General features: G+C 73.7%; 14 protein-coding genes and 1 pseudogene. 12 read left to right on the forward strand and 3 right to left on the reverse strand.

Annotated features, from left to right (window positions below; genetic code table 11):
* Positions 1-11 precede the first annotated feature (11 nt).
* Both ABD249_RS08525 and ABD249_RS08530 read left to right on the forward strand, forming a co-directional pair.
* Complete coding sequence (locus ABD249_RS08525) at positions 12-1,037, forward strand: AMP-binding protein (protein WP_344342636.1); 1,026 nt, start codon at positions 12-14, stop codon at positions 1,035-1,037.
* A gap of 54 nt (positions 1,038-1,091) precedes the next feature.
* Positions 1,092-2,093 carry a 1,4-dihydroxy-2-naphthoate polyprenyltransferase gene (locus ABD249_RS08530; protein ID WP_344342637.1) on the forward strand — a complete coding sequence of 334 codons (1,002 nt, stop codon included), beginning with the start codon at positions 1,092-1,094 and terminating at the stop codon, positions 2,091-2,093.
* 15 nt (positions 2,094-2,108) lie between these two features.
* Here ABD249_RS08530 and ABD249_RS08535 read toward each other — a convergent pair whose 3' ends face one another.
* The gene (locus ABD249_RS08535) at positions 2,109-2,510 is read right to left on the reverse strand and encodes a DUF4229 domain-containing protein (protein WP_344342639.1); all 402 of its coding nucleotides are present in this window, start codon (positions 2,508-2,510) and stop codon (positions 2,109-2,111) included.
* 66 nt (positions 2,511-2,576) lie between these two features.
* On the opposite strand from ABD249_RS08535, the gene ABD249_RS08540 reads away from it, so the two are divergent.
* The 4 genes and pseudogenes from ABD249_RS08540 (at position 2,577) to ABD249_RS08555 (ending at position 6,263) form a co-directional block, all read left to right on the forward strand.
* Positions 2,577-3,038: a PLD nuclease N-terminal domain-containing protein gene (locus ABD249_RS08540; protein ID WP_344342640.1), complete on the forward strand. Its 462-nt coding sequence runs from the start codon at positions 2,577-2,579 to the stop codon at positions 3,036-3,038.
* Positions 3,031-4,683, forward strand: a complete 1,653-nt coding sequence (gene menD, locus ABD249_RS08545) for a 2-succinyl-5-enolpyruvyl-6-hydroxy-3-cyclohexene-1-carboxylic-acid synthase (protein WP_344342642.1) — start codon at positions 3,031-3,033, stop codon at positions 4,681-4,683. Before ABD249_RS08540 ends, menD begins: the two co-directional genes overlap by 8 nt.
* 9 nt (positions 4,684-4,692) lie before the next feature.
* Positions 4,693-5,523, forward strand: a pseudogene (locus tag ABD249_RS08550) (PPK2 family polyphosphate kinase); the annotation flags it as partial.
* Between the two features lie 488 nt (positions 5,524-6,011).
* Positions 6,012-6,263 (forward strand): DUF1272 domain-containing protein, encoded by a 252-nt coding sequence (locus tag ABD249_RS08555; protein ID WP_344342643.1) that lies wholly within the window; start codon positions 6,012-6,014, stop codon positions 6,261-6,263.
* Between the two features lie 107 nt (positions 6,264-6,370).
* Here ABD249_RS08555 and ABD249_RS08560 read toward each other — a convergent pair whose 3' ends face one another.
* The gene (locus ABD249_RS08560; RefSeq protein WP_344342644.1) at positions 6,371-7,618 is read right to left on the reverse strand and encodes an isochorismate synthase; all 1,248 of its coding nucleotides are present in this window, start codon (positions 7,616-7,618) and stop codon (positions 6,371-6,373) included.
* Between the two features lie 70 nt (positions 7,619-7,688).
* Between ABD249_RS08560 and ABD249_RS08565 the strand changes: the two genes are divergently transcribed.
* Genes ABD249_RS08565 through ABD249_RS08575 form a run of 3 tightly spaced genes read left to right on the forward strand, consistent with a single transcriptional unit; the run spans position 7,689 to position 10,853 of the window.
* A complete protein-coding gene (locus ABD249_RS08565; RefSeq protein ID WP_425546306.1) occupies positions 7,689-8,447 on the forward strand; it encodes a class I SAM-dependent methyltransferase in 759 nt (252 codons plus the stop codon).
* Complete coding sequence (locus ABD249_RS08570) at positions 8,444-9,451, forward strand: polyprenyl synthetase family protein (RefSeq protein WP_344342647.1); 1,008 nt, start codon at positions 8,444-8,446, stop codon at positions 9,449-9,451. Before ABD249_RS08565 ends, ABD249_RS08570 begins: the two co-directional genes overlap by 4 nt.
* Before the next feature lie 34 nt (positions 9,452-9,485).
* Positions 9,486-10,853: an FAD-dependent oxidoreductase gene (locus tag ABD249_RS08575; RefSeq protein WP_344342648.1), complete on the forward strand. Its 1,368-nt coding sequence runs from the start codon at positions 9,486-9,488 to the stop codon at positions 10,851-10,853.
* Positions 10,854-10,868: 15 nt separating this feature from the next.
* Here the strand turns inward: ABD249_RS08575 and ABD249_RS08580 are convergent, their stop codons facing one another.
* A complete protein-coding gene (locus ABD249_RS08580) occupies positions 10,869-13,007 on the reverse strand; it encodes an alpha-galactosidase (protein WP_344342650.1) in 2,139 nt (712 codons plus the stop codon).
* Positions 13,008-13,171: 164 nt separating this feature from the next.
* Here ABD249_RS08580 and ABD249_RS08585 point away from each other — a divergent pair, with 164 nt between their 5' ends.
* From ABD249_RS08585 to ABD249_RS08595, 3 genes are all read left to right on the forward strand, one after another.
* On the forward strand, positions 13,172-14,068 hold the full coding sequence (locus ABD249_RS08585; RefSeq protein WP_344342652.1) for a carbohydrate ABC transporter permease: 897 nt from the start codon (positions 13,172-13,174) through the stop codon (positions 14,066-14,068).
* Positions 14,065-15,009: a carbohydrate ABC transporter permease gene (locus ABD249_RS08590; RefSeq protein ID WP_425546307.1), complete on the forward strand. Its 945-nt coding sequence runs from the start codon at positions 14,065-14,067 to the stop codon at positions 15,007-15,009. The genes ABD249_RS08585 and ABD249_RS08590 overlap by 4 nt, the downstream gene beginning before the upstream one ends.
* A 65-nt stretch (positions 15,010-15,074) precedes the next feature.
* The gene (locus tag ABD249_RS08595) at positions 15,075-16,379 is read left to right on the forward strand and encodes an ABC transporter substrate-binding protein (protein WP_344342654.1); all 1,305 of its coding nucleotides are present in this window, start codon (positions 15,075-15,077) and stop codon (positions 16,377-16,379) included.
* The last annotated feature ends 47 nt before the right edge of the window (positions 16,380-16,426 follow it).

A 16,426-nucleotide genomic window follows, 5' to 3' on the forward strand; every position in this document is an offset into this window, starting at 1 on the left:
CGAGCGCGACCATGACCGAGATCGTCGCGACGAGCGGCACCTCCGGGGTGCCGAAGCAGGTCGTGCTCTCGGACGAGGCGATCGCCGCGTCGACTGAGGCCGCGAACGAGGCGCTCGGCGGCGCGGGCCAGTGGGTGCTGTCGCTGCCCGAGACGTTCGTCGCCGGCCGCAACGTGGTGTGGCGCAACGCCGCGTCGGGCGCCGAGCTCGTGCGCACCGAGGGCTCCTTCACGGCCGAGGCGTTCGTCACGGCCGTCGAGTCGCTCGAGCACGAGCGTCGCTACACCTCGCTCGTGCCCACGCAGCTCGCCCGCCTCGTCGACGCCGCGCAGCTCGACCGCTCGTTCATCGCGCCCATCCGCAGGCTCGATCGCATCCTCCTCGGCGGCCAGCGCGCGCCCATCGGCCTCATCGAGCGCGCCGCGCGCCTCGGCTGGAAGGTCACGCGCACCTACGGCATGACCGAGACGTGCGGCGGATGCGTGTGGGACGGCAGGCCGCTCGGGCGCACGAAGGTGCGGCTGACGGACCAGATCGAGATCTCCGGCCCGCATCTCGCCGACGGCTACACGGATCCCGAGCTCACCGCGCGCCGATTCGTCGAGGACGCGAGCGGCACGCGCTGGTTCCGCACGGGCGACGCGGGCTCGCTCATCGGCGGCCAGCTGCAGGTCTCGGGGCGCATCGACGACGTCATCGTCTCGGGCGGCGTCAACGTGTCGCTCGCCGCGGTCGAGCACGTCGTGCAGGTCTTCGCGCCCGACGCCGTGGTCGTCGCCGGACCCGACGCCGAGTGGGGCGAGGTGCCCGTCGTCGTCACGACGCTGCGGCCCGACCTCGCCGAGATGCGGCAGGCGGTGCAGCACGCGCTCGGCAAGTACGCGCGCCCCAACCACGTCGTCACCGTCTCGGTCATCCCCACGACCCACACCGGCAAGCCCGATCGCAAGCGCCTCGCGCGGCTCGTCGCGAGCCGCATGCGGCAGCGGCGATCGCTGTGGGGTCGCTCGACGCCGAGCGCTCCGCGCCCGCGCTGAGAGGCCGCGCGCGGCTCGGGGAGGACGCCGAGGCGTCGCGGGTACGCTCGACGCGTGGCGAAGACGAGGCAGGCCCAGGGCGGCCGCAAGCAGGACGCGAGCGTGCGCGAGCGCTCGGGCAACCCCGCCAGGCGCGGGTCGACGGTGCGGCCGGGCAAGCGTCCGCCGACGCTCGGCGACTGGATCGGCGCGACGCGCCCCCGCACCTTGCCGATGTCGATCGCACCCGTCGCCGTCGGCACGGGCGCCGCGTACGCCGCCGCCGGCTACCACCTCGGCATCTCGCTGCTGTGCCTCGCCGTCGCCGTGCTGCTGCAGATGGGCGTCAACGTCGCGAACGACTACTCCGACGGCATCCGCGGCACCGACCGCGACCGCCAGGGCCCGCGACGCATCACGACGGCGACCGCCGTCGAGCCGCGGACCGTGCGCACCGTCGCGCTCGTGCTGCTCGGCCTCGGCGCCGCGGCGGGCGTCGCGCTCGCGATCGTGTCGCAGCAGTGGTGGCTGCTCGTCGTCGGCGCCGTGTGCGTCGCGCTCGCCTGGTTCTACACCGGCGGGAAGCACCCCTACGGCTACTACGGGCTCGGCGAGGTCGTCGTCTTCGTCGTCTTCGGGCTCATCGCCGTCAACGGCACGGTGTTCGCGACGCTCGGGCGATGGACCGAGGACTCGCTCGTGCTCAGCGCCGCGATGGGCTGCTTCGCTGCCGCGACCATGCTCGTCAACAACATCCGCGACATCGACTCCGACCGCGCCTCGGGCAAGCGCAGCGTGCCGACCCTCATCGGGCGCGTCGCGGCGAAGGTGCTCTACGGCATCCTCATGCTCGTGCCGTTCGGCATCCTCGCGATCTACGCGCTCGCCCTCGCCTACGGGCCGTTCGTGCTGCTGACGCTCGCGGCCGCCGTGCCGGCCGTCGTCATCGTCGCGATGGGCCGCACGACCCGCGACTACGTCACGGCGCTCGGGCTCACGGCGCTCACGACGCTGCTGTTCGGCCTCGGCACGGCCGTCGCGCTGTGGGGCGGCATCACGGGCTTCATGCTCGGCTGACGCCGAGCGCGCCGCTCAGCGGTCGGTGCGGTCGTCGCGCGCGTCGGTTGCACGAGCGGACGCGTCGACGTCGTCGTCCGCGACGAGGTCGGGGTCGGTCGTCGTCGTCGCGACGGTGCCGTCGACCGCGGCGTCCTCCGCCTCCTCGTCGGCGACCGAGCGGCGGTCGCGGTCGCGGTCGACCGCCGCGTCCTCGGCGTCCTCGTCGTCGACCTCGCCGCGCTCGCCGCGCATCCGCGCGATCTCGGCGACCGCCGCGAGCTTGAAGCGGCGCAGGAAGACCGCGCTCGCGGCGAAGGCGAACAGCAGCGCGATGACGAGCGCGACGTACCACTCGACCTGCGCGGCGACGAGGATCGCGAACGGGGCGACGAACAGCGCCGCACGCAGGAGGGCGTAGGAGACGATGGCGCGCACGTGCCCAGCGTACGCGGGCGGCGGAACGGGGCGCAGCGCATAGGCGCGACGCGTAGGGTGTGCCGCATGGCGCGCTACCTCATCATCGGCGGCATCCTGGCCGTCGCGATGGCGGTGTACGCGATCGTCGACCTCACGATCACCGACGATCGCCGCATCCGCAGGCTCAATCGCGTCCTCTGGGCCGTGCTCATCGTCCTCGTGCCCGTCGTGGGCCCGCTGGGCTGGCTGCTGTGGGGCAAGGCCCCGCGGTCGGCGGCACCGCCTGCCGGGCCCGAGGACTCGCCGGCGTTCCGCACGCAGATGGGCACGTGGGTGAGCGCGGACGAGTCGGACCGCCGCATCCAGGAGCTCGAGCAGCAGCTCGCCGCCCTCGACTCGGAGGCCGAGGCCGACCGCGCGCGCACCGGCGAGGTCGACGTCGTGCCCGAGGAGCCCGGCGCGAGCGACGAGCCGCCGGTCGCCGACGAGCCGCCGGCCGACCAGCCGCGCCCGTCTCCGGACGACGACGACACGCGCCGTGGCTGACGGCGCGGCCGTCTACGCCGATCGTCTCGTCGCAGCCCTCGCCGATGCCGGCGTGCGCGACGTCGTCGTGTGCCCGGGCTCGCGTTCGCAGGCGCTCGCGCTCGCGGCGGCGAGGCTCGCTCGCGAGGGCGCGCTCACGCTGCACGTGCGCATCGACGAGCGCTCGGCGGGCTTCCTCGCCGTCGGCCTCGCACGCGAGACCTGCGCGCCCGTCGCGATCGTCGTGACGAGCGGCACGGCCGTCGCCGAGCTGCACCCCGCCATGCTCGAGGCGCACCACGCCGACGTGCCGATCATCGCCATCACGGCCGACCGGCCGCCCGAGCTGCAGGGCATCCGCTCGAACCAGACGACGACGCAGCCCGGCATCTACGCCCACGCGGCCCGCGTCGTCGTCGAGGCGATCGCCGACGAGCACGCGCAGCCGGAGGCGGACGCCGTGCGCGCCGTCGAGGAGGCGCTCGGCGCGCACGGGTTGCGCGAGCCCGGCCCGGTGCAGCTGAACGTGGCGCTGCGCGATCCGCTCTCGGGCGGGGCGGCGCATCCGCACGCGCACGTCGACGCCGTCGTCCCCGTCCCGCGGCCCACGCATCCCATCGCTCCCGAGCCCGGCACGGTCGTCGTCGCGGGTGCCGACGCGGGCGCCGACGCCTCGGCGCTCGCCATCGCCCTCGGCGCGCCGCTCGTCGCAGAGCCGTCGTCGAACGCGCGCTTCGGGCCGAACCTCGTCGTGCCCGACGTGCTCACCACCGACCTCGTCGCCGAGGTGCGGCGCGTCGTCGTGGTCGGGCATCCCACGCTCACGCGCCTCGTGACGGGCCTCGTGCGTCGCACCGACGTCGAGGTGGTCGTCGCCGGCCGTCGCGGGCTCGAGAACGTGCGCGGCACCGTCGTCGCCGGCGACCTCGTCGCCGACGGCGAGCCCGGCGACTGGGCGCGCGCGTGGGTCGGCCGTTGGGTGCACGCCTCGCGGGCCATCCTCGACGCGACGACGGCGTCCATCCCCGGCGCCGGACTCTCCCGCGAGCGGTATGCGCGCGCCGTGCTCGAGGACGCGAGGCGACCCGTGACGCGCGCGATGCTCGCGAAGGCCGTGTGGGAGCACACCTGGCCGCACGACCGGCTCGTGCTCGGCGCATCGCGGCTCATCCGCGTGCTCGACCGCGTCGTGGGCGGCAAGCCCGTCACCGTGCACGCGAATCGCGGGCTCGCGGGCATCGACGGCACCGTGTCGACGGCGATCGGCGTCGCCCTCGCGCACGACCGCGCAGGCGGACGCGGCGTGACGCGCGCCCTCATGGGCGACCTCACGCTCCTGCACGACGCGGGTGGGCTCCACGTGCCGTCCGACGAGCCGCGGCCGCGACTGCAGCTCGTCGTCGGCAACGACGGCGGCGGCACGATCTTCGACGACCTCGAGGTCGCAGCCACCGCCGAGCCCGACGACTTCGCGCGCGTGCAGCGCACGCCGCAGTCCGTCGACCTCGGCGCGCTCGCTGCGGCGTACGGCTGGCAGCACGTGCTCGTGCAGGACCGCGCGGGCCTCGAGCGGGCGCTCACCGGTGCCGCGACGTGCCTCATCGAGGTGCGGCTCGCCGACGACGAGGCCGACGACGCCGAGGTCGACCCGGAGCCCGCTGACTAGGCTCACGCCATGAGCGACATCGCCGCAGCAGTCCGCCACGTCCGCCGCGGCGTCCGCCTCGCGCAGATCGACCCGCGCTCCACGCCGGGGTTCGACGGCGACAAGGCCGCCGGCAAGGCGCTGCTCGCCGAGCGCGCCGAGCACCTCGCGCAGCTGCAGGAGCGGCTCTTCGCGGCGTCGTCGGCCGGCGACGGTCGCAGCGTGCTGCTGCTGCTGCAGGGCATGGACACCGCGGGCAAGGGCGGGCTCGTGCGCCACGTCGTCGGCGAGGTCGACCCGCAGGGCGTGCGCATCACGTCGTTCAAGGCGCCCACGCGCGCCGAGCGGCGCCACGACTTCCTGTGGCGCATCGAGCGCGCGCTGCCCGGACCGGGCCAGATCGGCGTGTTCGACCGCTCGCACTACGAGGACGTGCTCATCCACCGCGTGCGAGGGCTGTCGAGGCCCGAGGTCATCGAGGAGCGCTACGGGCGCATCGTCGAGTTCGAGCGTCGCATCGCCGACGCGGGCATCCATCTCGTGAAGGTCATGCCGCACATCTCGTACGAGGAGCAGGGCGAGCGCCTGCTCGAACGCCTCGACCGCCCCGACAAGCACTGGAAGTACAACCCGGGCGACGTCGACGAGCGCATGCTGTGGGACGACTACCAGCGCGCCTACGCGATCGCGATCGACCGGACGGCCCGCGCCGCGGCCCCGTGGCACGTCGTCCCCGCCGATCGCAAGTGGTACGCGCGGCTCGCGGTGCAGGAGCTGCTGATCGACGCGCTCGAGCGCATCGACCCCCAGTGGCCGGCCGCCGACTACGACGTCGATGCCGAGCGCGAGCGCCTCGTGGCGCTCGGCGGCATCGATGCGGAGGTGCTCGCGGCGTCGCTCGAGGCGCGCGCGGATGCGGCGGATGCGGACGGCGCGGGTGCTCGCGACGGTGCGGGCGACGGCACGGACGCCGGCCACGGTGCGGACGTGGGCGACGGTGCGGTCGCGCGGGCGGACGACGTGGTCGGCGTCGGCGAGCTCGCGACGGCGAAGGCCGGCACGGGCGAGCGGACGAAGGCGGAGGGCGCCGGGGACGAGCCTGCGAAGGCCGCGAAGGCGAAGGGCGGCACGGCGAAGGGCGCGAAGGCGAAGGGCGCGAAGGCGAAGGCCGGCAAGGCGAAGGCCGCGAAGGTGAAGGGCGCCAAGGTGAAGGGCGCCAAGGCGAAGGGCGCGAAGGTGAAGGGCGCCAAGGCGAAGGGCGCGAAGGTGAAGGGCGCCAAGGCGAAGGCCGGCACGGCGAAGGGCGGCAAGCGCGTGGCCGCGACGTCCGGGACGACGTCCGCCCTCTGATGCTCGAGCTGCGACCCGGCTGCGAGTGCTGCGACCGCGACCTGCCGCCCGACGCCGAGGCGTACCTCTGCACGTTCGAGTGCACCTGGTGCCCGTCGTGCACCGAGTCCTTCGCGTTCGCGTGTCCCAACTGCGGGGGCGACCTCGTCCGGCGCCCGATCCGTCCGGCGCACCTCCTGGCCTCGAATCCGGCGTCCACGGTCCGCGTCGTCGCGCCCGGCTGCGCCGACCGCCTGGCCGCCGCCGGCTGAGCGGCCGTCGGCTAGGCGGCCGCCGGGATCACGCCTGAGCGGGGCGTCGGCTGCGATGCGTCGTCGGCGGGTCGCTGGGGCGTGGATGCGGCGGCGAGCGCCCGCGACTACTCGAGGACGGGGCGCGGCGGCAGCGGGTCGCCGAAGGCGTCGACGATCGGGCGCAGCTTGATCGCGGTCTCGGCCAGCTCGTCCTCCGGCACCGACTCGGCGACGATGCCCGCCCCCGCGAAGGCGCGGATGGATCCGTCGGCCGCGACCTGCGCGCCGCGCAGCGCGATCGCCCACTCGCCTCCGCCGTCGGCGTCGAGCCAGCCGACCGGTCCGGCGTAGCGTCCGCGATCGATGCCCTCGAGCGCGGCGAGGCGCTCGAGCGCCGTCGCACGCGGCGTGCCCGCGACGGCCGCCGTGGGGTGCAGCGCCGCGAGGGCGTCGAGCACCGTGCCGTCGAGCGTGCCCGTGATGTCGGTCGCGAGGTGCCACAGGTTCGGCAGGCGCAGCGGGTACGGGCCGCTCGTGGCGAGGTCGTGCGAGATGGGGCGCAGCGACTCGAGCGCCGACTCGGCGGCGAGACGGTGCTCGCCGACGTCCTTCGGGTGCACGGCGAGCGCCTCCGCGGCCTCGCCGTCGAGCTCGGGCGTCGCACCGCGCGCCGCCGTGCCGGCGAGCACGCGCGTGAAGCAGCGACCGTCGCGCGCGGCGACGAGCATCTCGGGGCTCGCGCCCAGGAGGCCGTCGACGGCGTAGGTGATCGCGTCGGGGTAGCGACGGCGCAGCCCGAGCAGCGCGCTGCGCTGGTCCGCGCCCGCGGGCAGCGTGCCGACGAGGTCGCGGGCGAGCACGACCTTCTCGAGCTCGCCCGCCCGGATCCCGGCGACGGCCTCCGCGACGATCGCGAGGTAGCGCTCGGGGCCGATGGCACCGGGGGAGAGCGTCACGCGGACGTCGTCGATCGCGCGCTGCGGCAGCACCTCGGGCAGCGGCTCGTCGTCGACGGCGATGCGCGTCGTCCACGCGTCGTCGCCGCGGCGGCCGTGCACGATGCGCGGCACGATGAGCACGCTCGAGGCCGCGGAGTCGTCGGCGAACGCGAACGTGCCGAACGCGACGAGGCCCGAGCCGTGCGCGTCGACCTCGTCGGTGACGTCGGCGGCGGCCACGAGCTCGTCCCACGCGGCGGCGGCATCCGCGAGGCGGGTCGCTCCGGACACCGTGATGCGCACTGCCTCTCCCACGCCGACGAGCCCGTCGCCCGATCGCACGAAGGCGAGCGGCGCGCCTGCGTCCGAGTGGGCGATGAGTCGACCGTGGGCGGCGCGCGTCGTCACGACGCGCAGTCGTCGCTGGGTCCGCACGCACGCCAGCCTACGCTCGCCGAGGCCGGATGCGGGCTCGGCCCGACGGGAGGATGCGGACCCCCGTAGGATGGGGCGCGTGGGGGCAGCGGACCTGGGCAAGGACCCGAGCGAGGTCGCGGGCATGTTCGACGCGACCGCCAAGCGCTACGACCGCATGAACGGGCTCTTCACGCTCGGGAACGATCGGCTGTGGCGTCTGCAGATGACGCGCGCCGTCGCGCCGCAGCCGGGCGAGCGGATCCTCGACGTCGCGGCGGGCACGGGCACCTCGTCGGTGCCGATGGCGAAGGCCGGCGCGCTCGTCACGGCGCTCGACTTCAGCCAGGGCATGATCGACGAGGGCCGGCGGCGCTACCCCGAGCTCGAGTTCGTGCACGGCGACGCGCAGGACCTCCCGTTCGACGCCGACACGTTCGACGCCGTCACCATCTCGTTCGGCTTCCGCAACGTGCAGGACCCGAAGGCCGCGCTCGCCGAGTTCTTCCGCGTCCTGAAGCCCGGCGGTCGCCTCCTCGTGTGCGAGGCGTCGAAGCCGCCCCTCGGCATCGCCCGCGTCGGCCACGCCGCCTTCCTGCGCACCGTGCCCGTCGTCGGCCGCCTCGCATCCTCGAACCCCGACTCCTACCGCTACCTCGTCGAGTCGATCGAGGCGTGGCCGGACCAGGAGACCCTCTCGCGATGGATCCGCGGCGCCGGCTTCACGCGCGTCGCCCACCGCAACCTCACGATGGGCGCGGTCGCACTGCATCGCGGCCGCAAGCCGACGGAGCAGACGATGCGCATGGCGACGATCGAGCGCCCCGCTGCCGAGGAGACGGGGGCGTGAGCGGCCTCGCCGCCTCGCTCGGGATCACGCTCGACGAGGCCGCCGGGGAGCAGCGCGACCTCGTCGACGCCCTCGAGGACGGCCTGCGCCGCGTCGAGCTCGCGCTCGAGCGCGACGTCGCCCTCACCGACCCCGTCGCGGCGTCGATGACGCGCTACCTCAAGGACGCCGGCGGCAAGCGCACGCGACCGATGCTCGTGATGCTCGCGGCGCAGCTCGGCGACGGCATCACCGACGACGTCGTCGCGGCGGCCGAGGTCGTCGAGATCACGCACCTCGCGAGCCTGTATCACGACGACGTCATGGACCGGGCGTCGATGCGTCGCGGCGTGCCCGCCGCGCACGAGGTGTGGGGCAACTCCGTCGCGATCCTCGCGGGCGACCTGCTGTTCGCGCGTGCGGGTGCCGTGGGCGCGAGCCTCGGCTCCGAGTTCGCGACGATCCACGCGCACACGTTCGAGCGCATGTGCCTCGGGCAGCTGCACGAGACGCTCGGCGCGCGCGACGGCGACCCCGTCGAGCACTACATCCGCGTGCTCGCCGACAAGACGGGCTCGCTCATCGCGTCCGCCGCCGAGCTCGGCGCGCTCATGGCGAACGCCGACCCGTCGTACCGTCAGCCGCTGCGCGACTACGGCGAGCGCATCGGCGTCGCGTTCCAGCTCGTCGACGACGTGCTCGACCTGTCGTCGTCCCCGGAGACCGGCAAGGTCGCCGGCACCGACCTGCGCACGGGCGTCATGACGCTGCCGCTGCTGCGCCTGCGCGCCGCCGCCGTGACCGACGCCGACGCGGCGTCGCTGCTCGCCGACATCGACCGCAAGGGCGACGACTTCCCGGATGCCGTGCGCAGGCTGCGCGAGCACCCGGCGACGCTCGACACGCTCGCCGAGGCCGAGCGCTGGCGCGCCGGTGCGCACGAGGCGCTCACGGCGCTGCCGGCCGGCGCGGCCCGCGATGCGCTCGACGCGTTCGCCGCCTCGCTCGTCACCCGCACCAGGTAGGCGCGTGCCCGCGCCGCAGGAGAGGACCATCATCGTGCCCGTTGCACTCAGAGTCGCCGTCGTCGGCGCAGGCCCCGCCGGCATCTACGCCGCGGACATCCTGAAGCGATCGGTCGCGGAGGCGGGCGGCGAGGTCTCGATCGACCTGTTCGAGCGACTGCCCGCGCCGTACGGCCTCGTGCGCTACGGCGTCGCCCCCGACCATCCGCGCATCAAGGGCATCATCTCGGCGCTGCGCGAGGTGCTCGAGTCGGGCGTCGTGCGACTGTTCGGCAACGTGCGCTTCGGCGAGGACATCACCCTCGACGACCTGCGCCGCCACTACCACGCGGTGATCTTCGCGACCGGGGCGATCAAGGACGCGCCGCTCGACGTGCCCGGCATCGACCTGCCGGGCTCGTACGGCGCGGCCGACTTCGTGTCGTGGTTCGACGGCCACCCCGACGTGCCGCGCACGTGGCCGCTCGAGGCCGAGCGCATCGCGGTGCTCGGCGTCGGCAACGTCGCCCTCGACGTCGCGCGCATGCTCGCGAAGCATCCCGAGGACCTCCTGCCGACCGAGGTGCCGGCGAACGTGCACGAGGGCCTCGAGTCCTCGCCCGTGACCGACGTGCACGTGTTCGGTCGCCGCGGCCCGCTCGACGTGAAGTTCACGCCGCTCGAGCTGCGCGAGCTCGGCGAGCTGCGCGACGTCGACATGGTGCTGCACGACGAGGACTTCGGCGTCGATCCCGACGAGGAGGCGCGGAAGGCCAACAAGCAGATCCTCGTCATCTCGCGCGTGCTCGACCAGTGGCGGAAGCGCGAGACGGGTGCGGCGTCGCGTCGCCTCCACCTGCACTTCTGGTCGCGTCCGGTCGAGATCGTCGGCGACGACGGCGTGACGGCCCTGCGCATCGAGCGCACGCGTCCGGACGGCGAGGGCGGCATCGAGGGCACGGGCGAGCTGCGCGACGTGCCGGTCGAGGCCGTGTACCGCGCGGTCGGCTACTTCTCGTCGCCGCTGCAGGGCGTGCCGTTCGACGAGCTGCGCGGCGTCATCCCGAACGAGGCGGGCCGCGTCCTCGACGGCATGCGCCCGCTGCCCGGCGTCTACGCGACGGGCTGGATCAAGCGCGGTCCCGTCGGCCTCATCGGCCACACGAAGTCCGACGCGAAGGAGACGGTCGAGCACCTGCTCGCCGACGAGCTGTCGTGGTGGTCGCCCGAGGACGCGAGCCCCGAGGCCATCCCGGCGCTGCTGGCCGAGCGCGGCGTCGACTGGACGGACATCGACGGCTGGATCCGCCTCGACGCCCACGAGATGTCGCTCGGCGAGCCGCACGGTCGCGCCCGCATCAAGGTCGTGCCGCGCGAGGACATGCTCGAGATCTCGCGCGCGGCGCAGCCCGCCGAGCGCTGACGGGCCGCGGCCGCCTCAGGTCGTCGCCTCGAGGTGCAGCAGCGCGAGCTGCTGCGGCAGGAGCGCGGGCGCACGCAGGCCGACGACGCCGAGCGTCGCACCGGTGAGCGTCACGCCGCTCGCCCACTGCAGCGGCGACTGCCCGGGCGTCGCCGCGTCGTCGGGGCTCAGGGTCGTGACGCGGTAGGCGCGATCGGCGTCGAGGCCGGGGATGCGCACCCGCGCGCCCGGATGCGATCGGCTCGACGCGACCTGCGTGATGGTGACGAGCGCCTCGGCGCCGTCGGCGGCGACGACGCCCCGCACGTCGACGCTCGCATCGGCGAGGTCGGCGTGCACGACGCGGCCCGTCGCGAGCATGGCGCGGTGCCGTCGCCAGAGCGCGACCCACGACGCGATGCGCTCGAGCCCGGCGTCGTCGAGCGCCGTGAGGTCCCACTCGATGCCGAGGTGCCCGAGCAGCGCGACGCCCGCGCTCAGCTCGAGCGAGACCGTGCGGCCCGTCGAGTGGACGACGGGGCTCGTGAGGTGCGCGCCGAGCAGCTCGGGCGGCACGACGAGGCCCGTGTGGCGCTGGATCTGCAGCCGCTCGACGGGGTCGAGGGTGTCGCTCGTCCACACGCGATGCGTGCGCTCGAGGATCCCGAGGTCGACGCGCGCGCCGCCGGAGGCGCACGACTCGATCTCGAGCCCGGGGTGGCGGGCGAGGAGGTCGTCGAGCAGCGCGTAGAGCGCGACGACGCCGTCGTGGACGCGTGCACGCCCGCCGGGCCCGTCGCCCGCCTCGAGCAGGTCGCGGTTGTGATCCCACTTGAGGTACGCGATGTCGTGGTCGGTCAGCAGCGCGTCGAGGCGGTCGCGCAGATGGGTCCACGCGTCGGGGTTCGCGAGGTCGAGCACCTGCTGCTGCCTGGCGGACACGGGGAGGTCGTCGCGGCCGCGCAGCAGCCACTCGGGGTGCTCGCGCGCGAGGTCGCTGTCGGGGTTGACCATCTCGGGCTCGACCCAGAGTCCGAACTCCATGCCGAGGCCGCGCACGTGGTCGACGAGCGGGCCGAGGCCGCGCGGCCACACGATCGGGTCGACGAGCCAGTCGCCGAGGCCCGCCGTGTCGTCGCGGCGTCCGAGGAACCAGCCGTCGTCGAGCACGAAGCGCTCGACGCCCACGGCGGCGGCGCGGTCGGCGAGCGCCGTGAGCCGCTCGAGGTCGTGGTCGAAGTAGACCGCCTCCCACGTGTTGAGCGTCACGGGTCGCGGGCGACGCGGGTGGTGCGGGCGGGCGCGCAGGTCGTCGTGGATGCGGCCGGAGAGCATCGTGAGGCCGTCGCCCCAGCTCGCCACGACCCACGGCGTCTCGTACGTCTCGCCCGATGCGAGCACGACCTCGCCGGGCAGCAGCAGCTCGCCCGCGGCGAGCAGCGACTCGCCCGTGACCGTGCGCTCGGCGAGCATGCGATGGTTGCCGCTCCACGCGAGCGAGACCGCGTGGACGAGCCCGCGCTCGAAGCCGAAGCCCGGCGTGCCGACCGCGAGCAGCAGCGTCGAGTCGGCGCCGGGGCGGCCGCGACGGCTCTCGCGCACGTGCGACCCGATCGTGAGGGGGCGCCGCTGCGGGGCGCGCTCGCGCAGGTGATGGCCCGTGGTGTCGAGGATCTCGTCGGCGTCGTCGGGCAGCGGCAGCGTGACGTGCAGGTCGTCGAGCGTGTAGTCGTCGTCGCCGGCGTTCGTCAGCCGGATGCGCGAGCGCAGCACGCCGGAGGCGGTGACCTCGAGGCGGATCTCGGCCGCGAGCCCGCCGCGCTCGTCGGCGGCGTGCACCGTCGCGCTCGAGGCGTCGGCGTCGATCCCGGTGGTCGAGAGCGCCGTCGTGAAGCCGCGTCCGGCGCGATGGCCCGCGAGCCCCGGGGTCGCGAGCCAGCCGTCGGACTCCTGGGGCACGAGCGTGAGCCTGCCCGGCCGGTCGAGTCCGCCGGAGATGCGCTGCGGACGGGCGGCGACCGCGAGGTCCGCGAGGAGCGCGGGGGAGGGGTCGCCGAGGTCCTGGCCCCAGTGGACGATGGCGGGCAGGCGACCGGCAGCGACGTCGAGCACGACGCTCGTGCCGCCGGCGCGCAGGTGCAGGACGGCGTCCTCGTGGTCGATGGGCGTCATCATGGTGGGTGCTCCTTCGCGGCCCGCGTGTTCACTTCTCTTCGCTATTGTGCGTTTCCGTTATCTTCTGATAGGTTAGCGCCATCGCAGCGGAGACGCCGCGAGACCCTCGCTCGATCATCGCGCGAGACGGACGACGCCGCGACGCAGCGGGTCGAGGAGGTTCGATGACGAGCACGACGCGCGCCCGACGCGCAGGCGCCCCGCGCCTGGCGGGGCTCGGCTTCCTCGCACCCTTCGCCATCGTCTTCGCGCTCGTGTTCCTCGCGCCGATCGCGTACGCGCTCTTCCTGAGCCTCTTCGCCGACCGTCTCGTCGGCGGCGTGCAGTTCGTCGGCCTCGAGAACTTCGGCAGCATCCTGAGCGACCCCCGCTTCTGGTCGGGCGTCGGCAACGTCGCGCTCTTCCTGCTCGTGCAGGTGCCGATCATGCTCTTCCTGTCGCTGCTCGTCGCACTCGCGATCGACTCCGGCCGCGTCCACGGCGCCGCCTTCGTGCGCCTGTCGATCTTCCTGCCCTACGCCGTGCCCGCCGTCGTCGCGACGCTCATGTGGGGCTTCATGTACGGCGACCGCTTCGGCCTCGTGCGCGGGTTCAACGAGCTGCTCGGCACCTCCGTCTCCTCGCCGCTCGCGCCCGACACGGTGCTCGCCGCCATCGGCAACATCGTCACGTGGCAGTTCGTCGGCTACAACATGCTCATCTTCTTCGCCGCCCTGCGCACGGTGCCCGCCTCGCTCTACGAGGCCGCCGAGATCGACGGCGCCGGCGAGCTGCGCGTCGTCACCGCCATCAAGCTGCCCGCCATCCGCGGCGCGCTCGTCATCGCGACGATCTTCTCCATCATCGGCAGCTTCCAGCTCTTCAACGAGCCGAGCATCCTGCGCAACCTCGCCCCCAACGCCATCACGAGCTACTTCACGCCCAACCTCTGGGCGTACGAGCTGTCCTTCTCGGGCCAGCAGCAGGGGCTCGCCGCCGCGGTCGCCATCCTCATGGGCATCCTGACCGCCGTCATCGCCTACCTCGTGCAGCTGCGCGGGATGCGGAGGGAGCAGCGATGAGCGCACCCGTCATCGTCCCCGGCGTCACCGGTCGTCGGCCGTCGTCGCTGCGGCCCACGTCCGAGCGCGCCCGTCGCCGCCGCCCCGCGGGCATGCGACACCGCCGCCGCAGCGTGCCGCTGACGATCCTCATGGGCGTCGCGGTCGTCTACACGCTGCTGCCGCTCGTGTGGCTCCTCATCAACGCCACGAAGACGCAGGCCGACCTGTTCTCGACCTTCGGGCTCTGGTTCGGCGGCGAGTTCGCGCTCTTCGACAACATCGGCCGCGTGCTCGCCTACGGCGACGGCATCTTCGGCCGCTGGCTGCTCAACACCCTGCTCTACGTCGTCGTCGGTGCGGGCGGTGCGACGCTCCTCGCGACGCTCGGCGGCTACGCGATCGCGAAGTTCCGCTTCCGCGGCCGCTCGGCGGCCATCGCCGTCGTGCTCGGCGCCGTCGCCATCCCGGGCACGGCGCTCGCGGTGCCGACGTTCCTCATGTTCGCGCGGATCGGCATCACCGACACCCCGTTGGCGGTGATCCTGCCGTCGCTCATCTCGCCCTTCGGCCTCTACCTCATGTGGGTGTTCGCGAGCGAGTCGATCCCGGACGAGCTCATCGAGGCCGCGCGCGTCGACGGTGCGAGCGAGCTGCGCATCTTCGCCTCGGTCTGCATGCCGCTGCTCGGTCCCGGCATCGTCACGGTGCTGCTCTTCACGACCGTCGCGACGTGGAACAACTACTTCCTGCCGCTCATCATGCTCAGGAACCCCGACTGGTACCCGCTGACCATCGGGCTGAACTCCTGGAACAACCAGGCCACCACCGCAGGCGGCGACGCGATCTTCGATCTCGTCATCACCGGCTCGCTCCTGGCGATCATCCCGCTCATCGCCCTGTTCCTGCTGCTGCAGCGCTTCTGGCAGTCGGGGCTCGCAGCCGGGAGCGTCAAGGAATGAGCACCCCAGACACCCGATCGCAGCATCGATCGGCGCCCACCCCGATGGAGAGACGAGGGCATGCCATGAAGCACCACCACCGCACCGCACTGCGAGCAGGAGCCATCGCCGGCGCGAGCCTGATCGCGCTCGCAGGCTGCTCCGCAGGAGGAGCCGAGGACCCCGACGCCGCTGCCGAGGCAGGCGGCGAGCTCACCATCTGGGCATGGGAGCCCACGCTCGAGGCCGTCGTCGAGGCCTACGAGGCCGAGAACGAGGGCGTCGACATCGAGCTCGTCAACGCCGGCACCGGCAACGACCAGTACACCGCGCTGCAGAACGCCATCCAGGCGGGCAGCGGCGTGCCCGACGTCGCGCAGATCGAGTACTTCGCCGTGCCGCAGTTCGCGATCGCCGAGTCGCTCGCCGACATCTCCGACCTGGGTGCCGCCGACCTCGACGGCACCTTCGCCCCGGGCCCGTGGAACGCCGTCTCGCAGGGCGACGCCATCGTCGGCATGCCGATGGACTCCGGCCCCATGGCCATGTTCTACAACGAGGCCGTCTTCGAGCGCCTCGGCGTCGCCGTGCCCACCACGTGGGAGGAGTACGTGCAGGCCGCCCGCGACCTGCGCGCCGCCGACCCGTCCGTCTCGATCACGAACGACACCGGCGACGCCGGCCTCGCCACGAGCCTCATGTGGCAGTCGGGCGCCGAGCCCTTCGCCGTCGACGGCACGACCGTCGCGGTCGACCTCGAGGGCGACGCCGCCCGCTACGCCGAGATCTGGCAGCCGCTCATCGACGAGGAGCTCTTCGCCCCCGTCACGAGCTGGTCGGACGAGTGGTTCGCGGGCATGAACGACGGCACGATCGCGTCGATCACGACCGGCGCATGGATGCCGGCCAACCTCGAGACGGGTGCTCCGGACGCCGCAGGCGACTGGCGCGTCGCACCCATGCCGCAGTGGGAGGCCGGTGGCGCAGCCTCGGCCGAGAACGGTGGCTCGTCGCTCGCGGTGACCGCCGACAGCGAGCAGGCCGCGCTGGCGTACGACTTCCTCGAGTACGCCACGACGGGCGACGGCGTGCAGATCCGCCTCGACGCCGGCGCCTTCCCCGCGACGACCGCCGACCTCGAGTCGCAGGAGTTCCTCGACGTCGAGTTCGAGTACTTCGGCGGCCAGCAGGCCAACCAGGTCTTCGCCGACTCGTCCGCGAACGTCGTCGACGGCTGGAGCTACCTGCCGTACCAGGTCTACGCGAACTCGATCTTCAACGACACCGTCGGCCAGGCGTACGTCGGCGACACGACGATCGTCGACGGGCTCGCCGCATGGCAGGAGCAGATCGACGCGTACGGCGAGGAGCAGGGCTTCACGATCGAGTGACCCGTGCGGCTCGGGGGCGGGCGGCTGTCGCAGCGCCCGCCCCCGAG

Origin of the sequence: Agrococcus versicolor, from assembly GCF_039531815.1 — a bacterium.
Classification (GTDB): Bacteria; Actinomycetota; Actinomycetes; order Actinomycetales; family Microbacteriaceae; genus Agrococcus; species Agrococcus versicolor.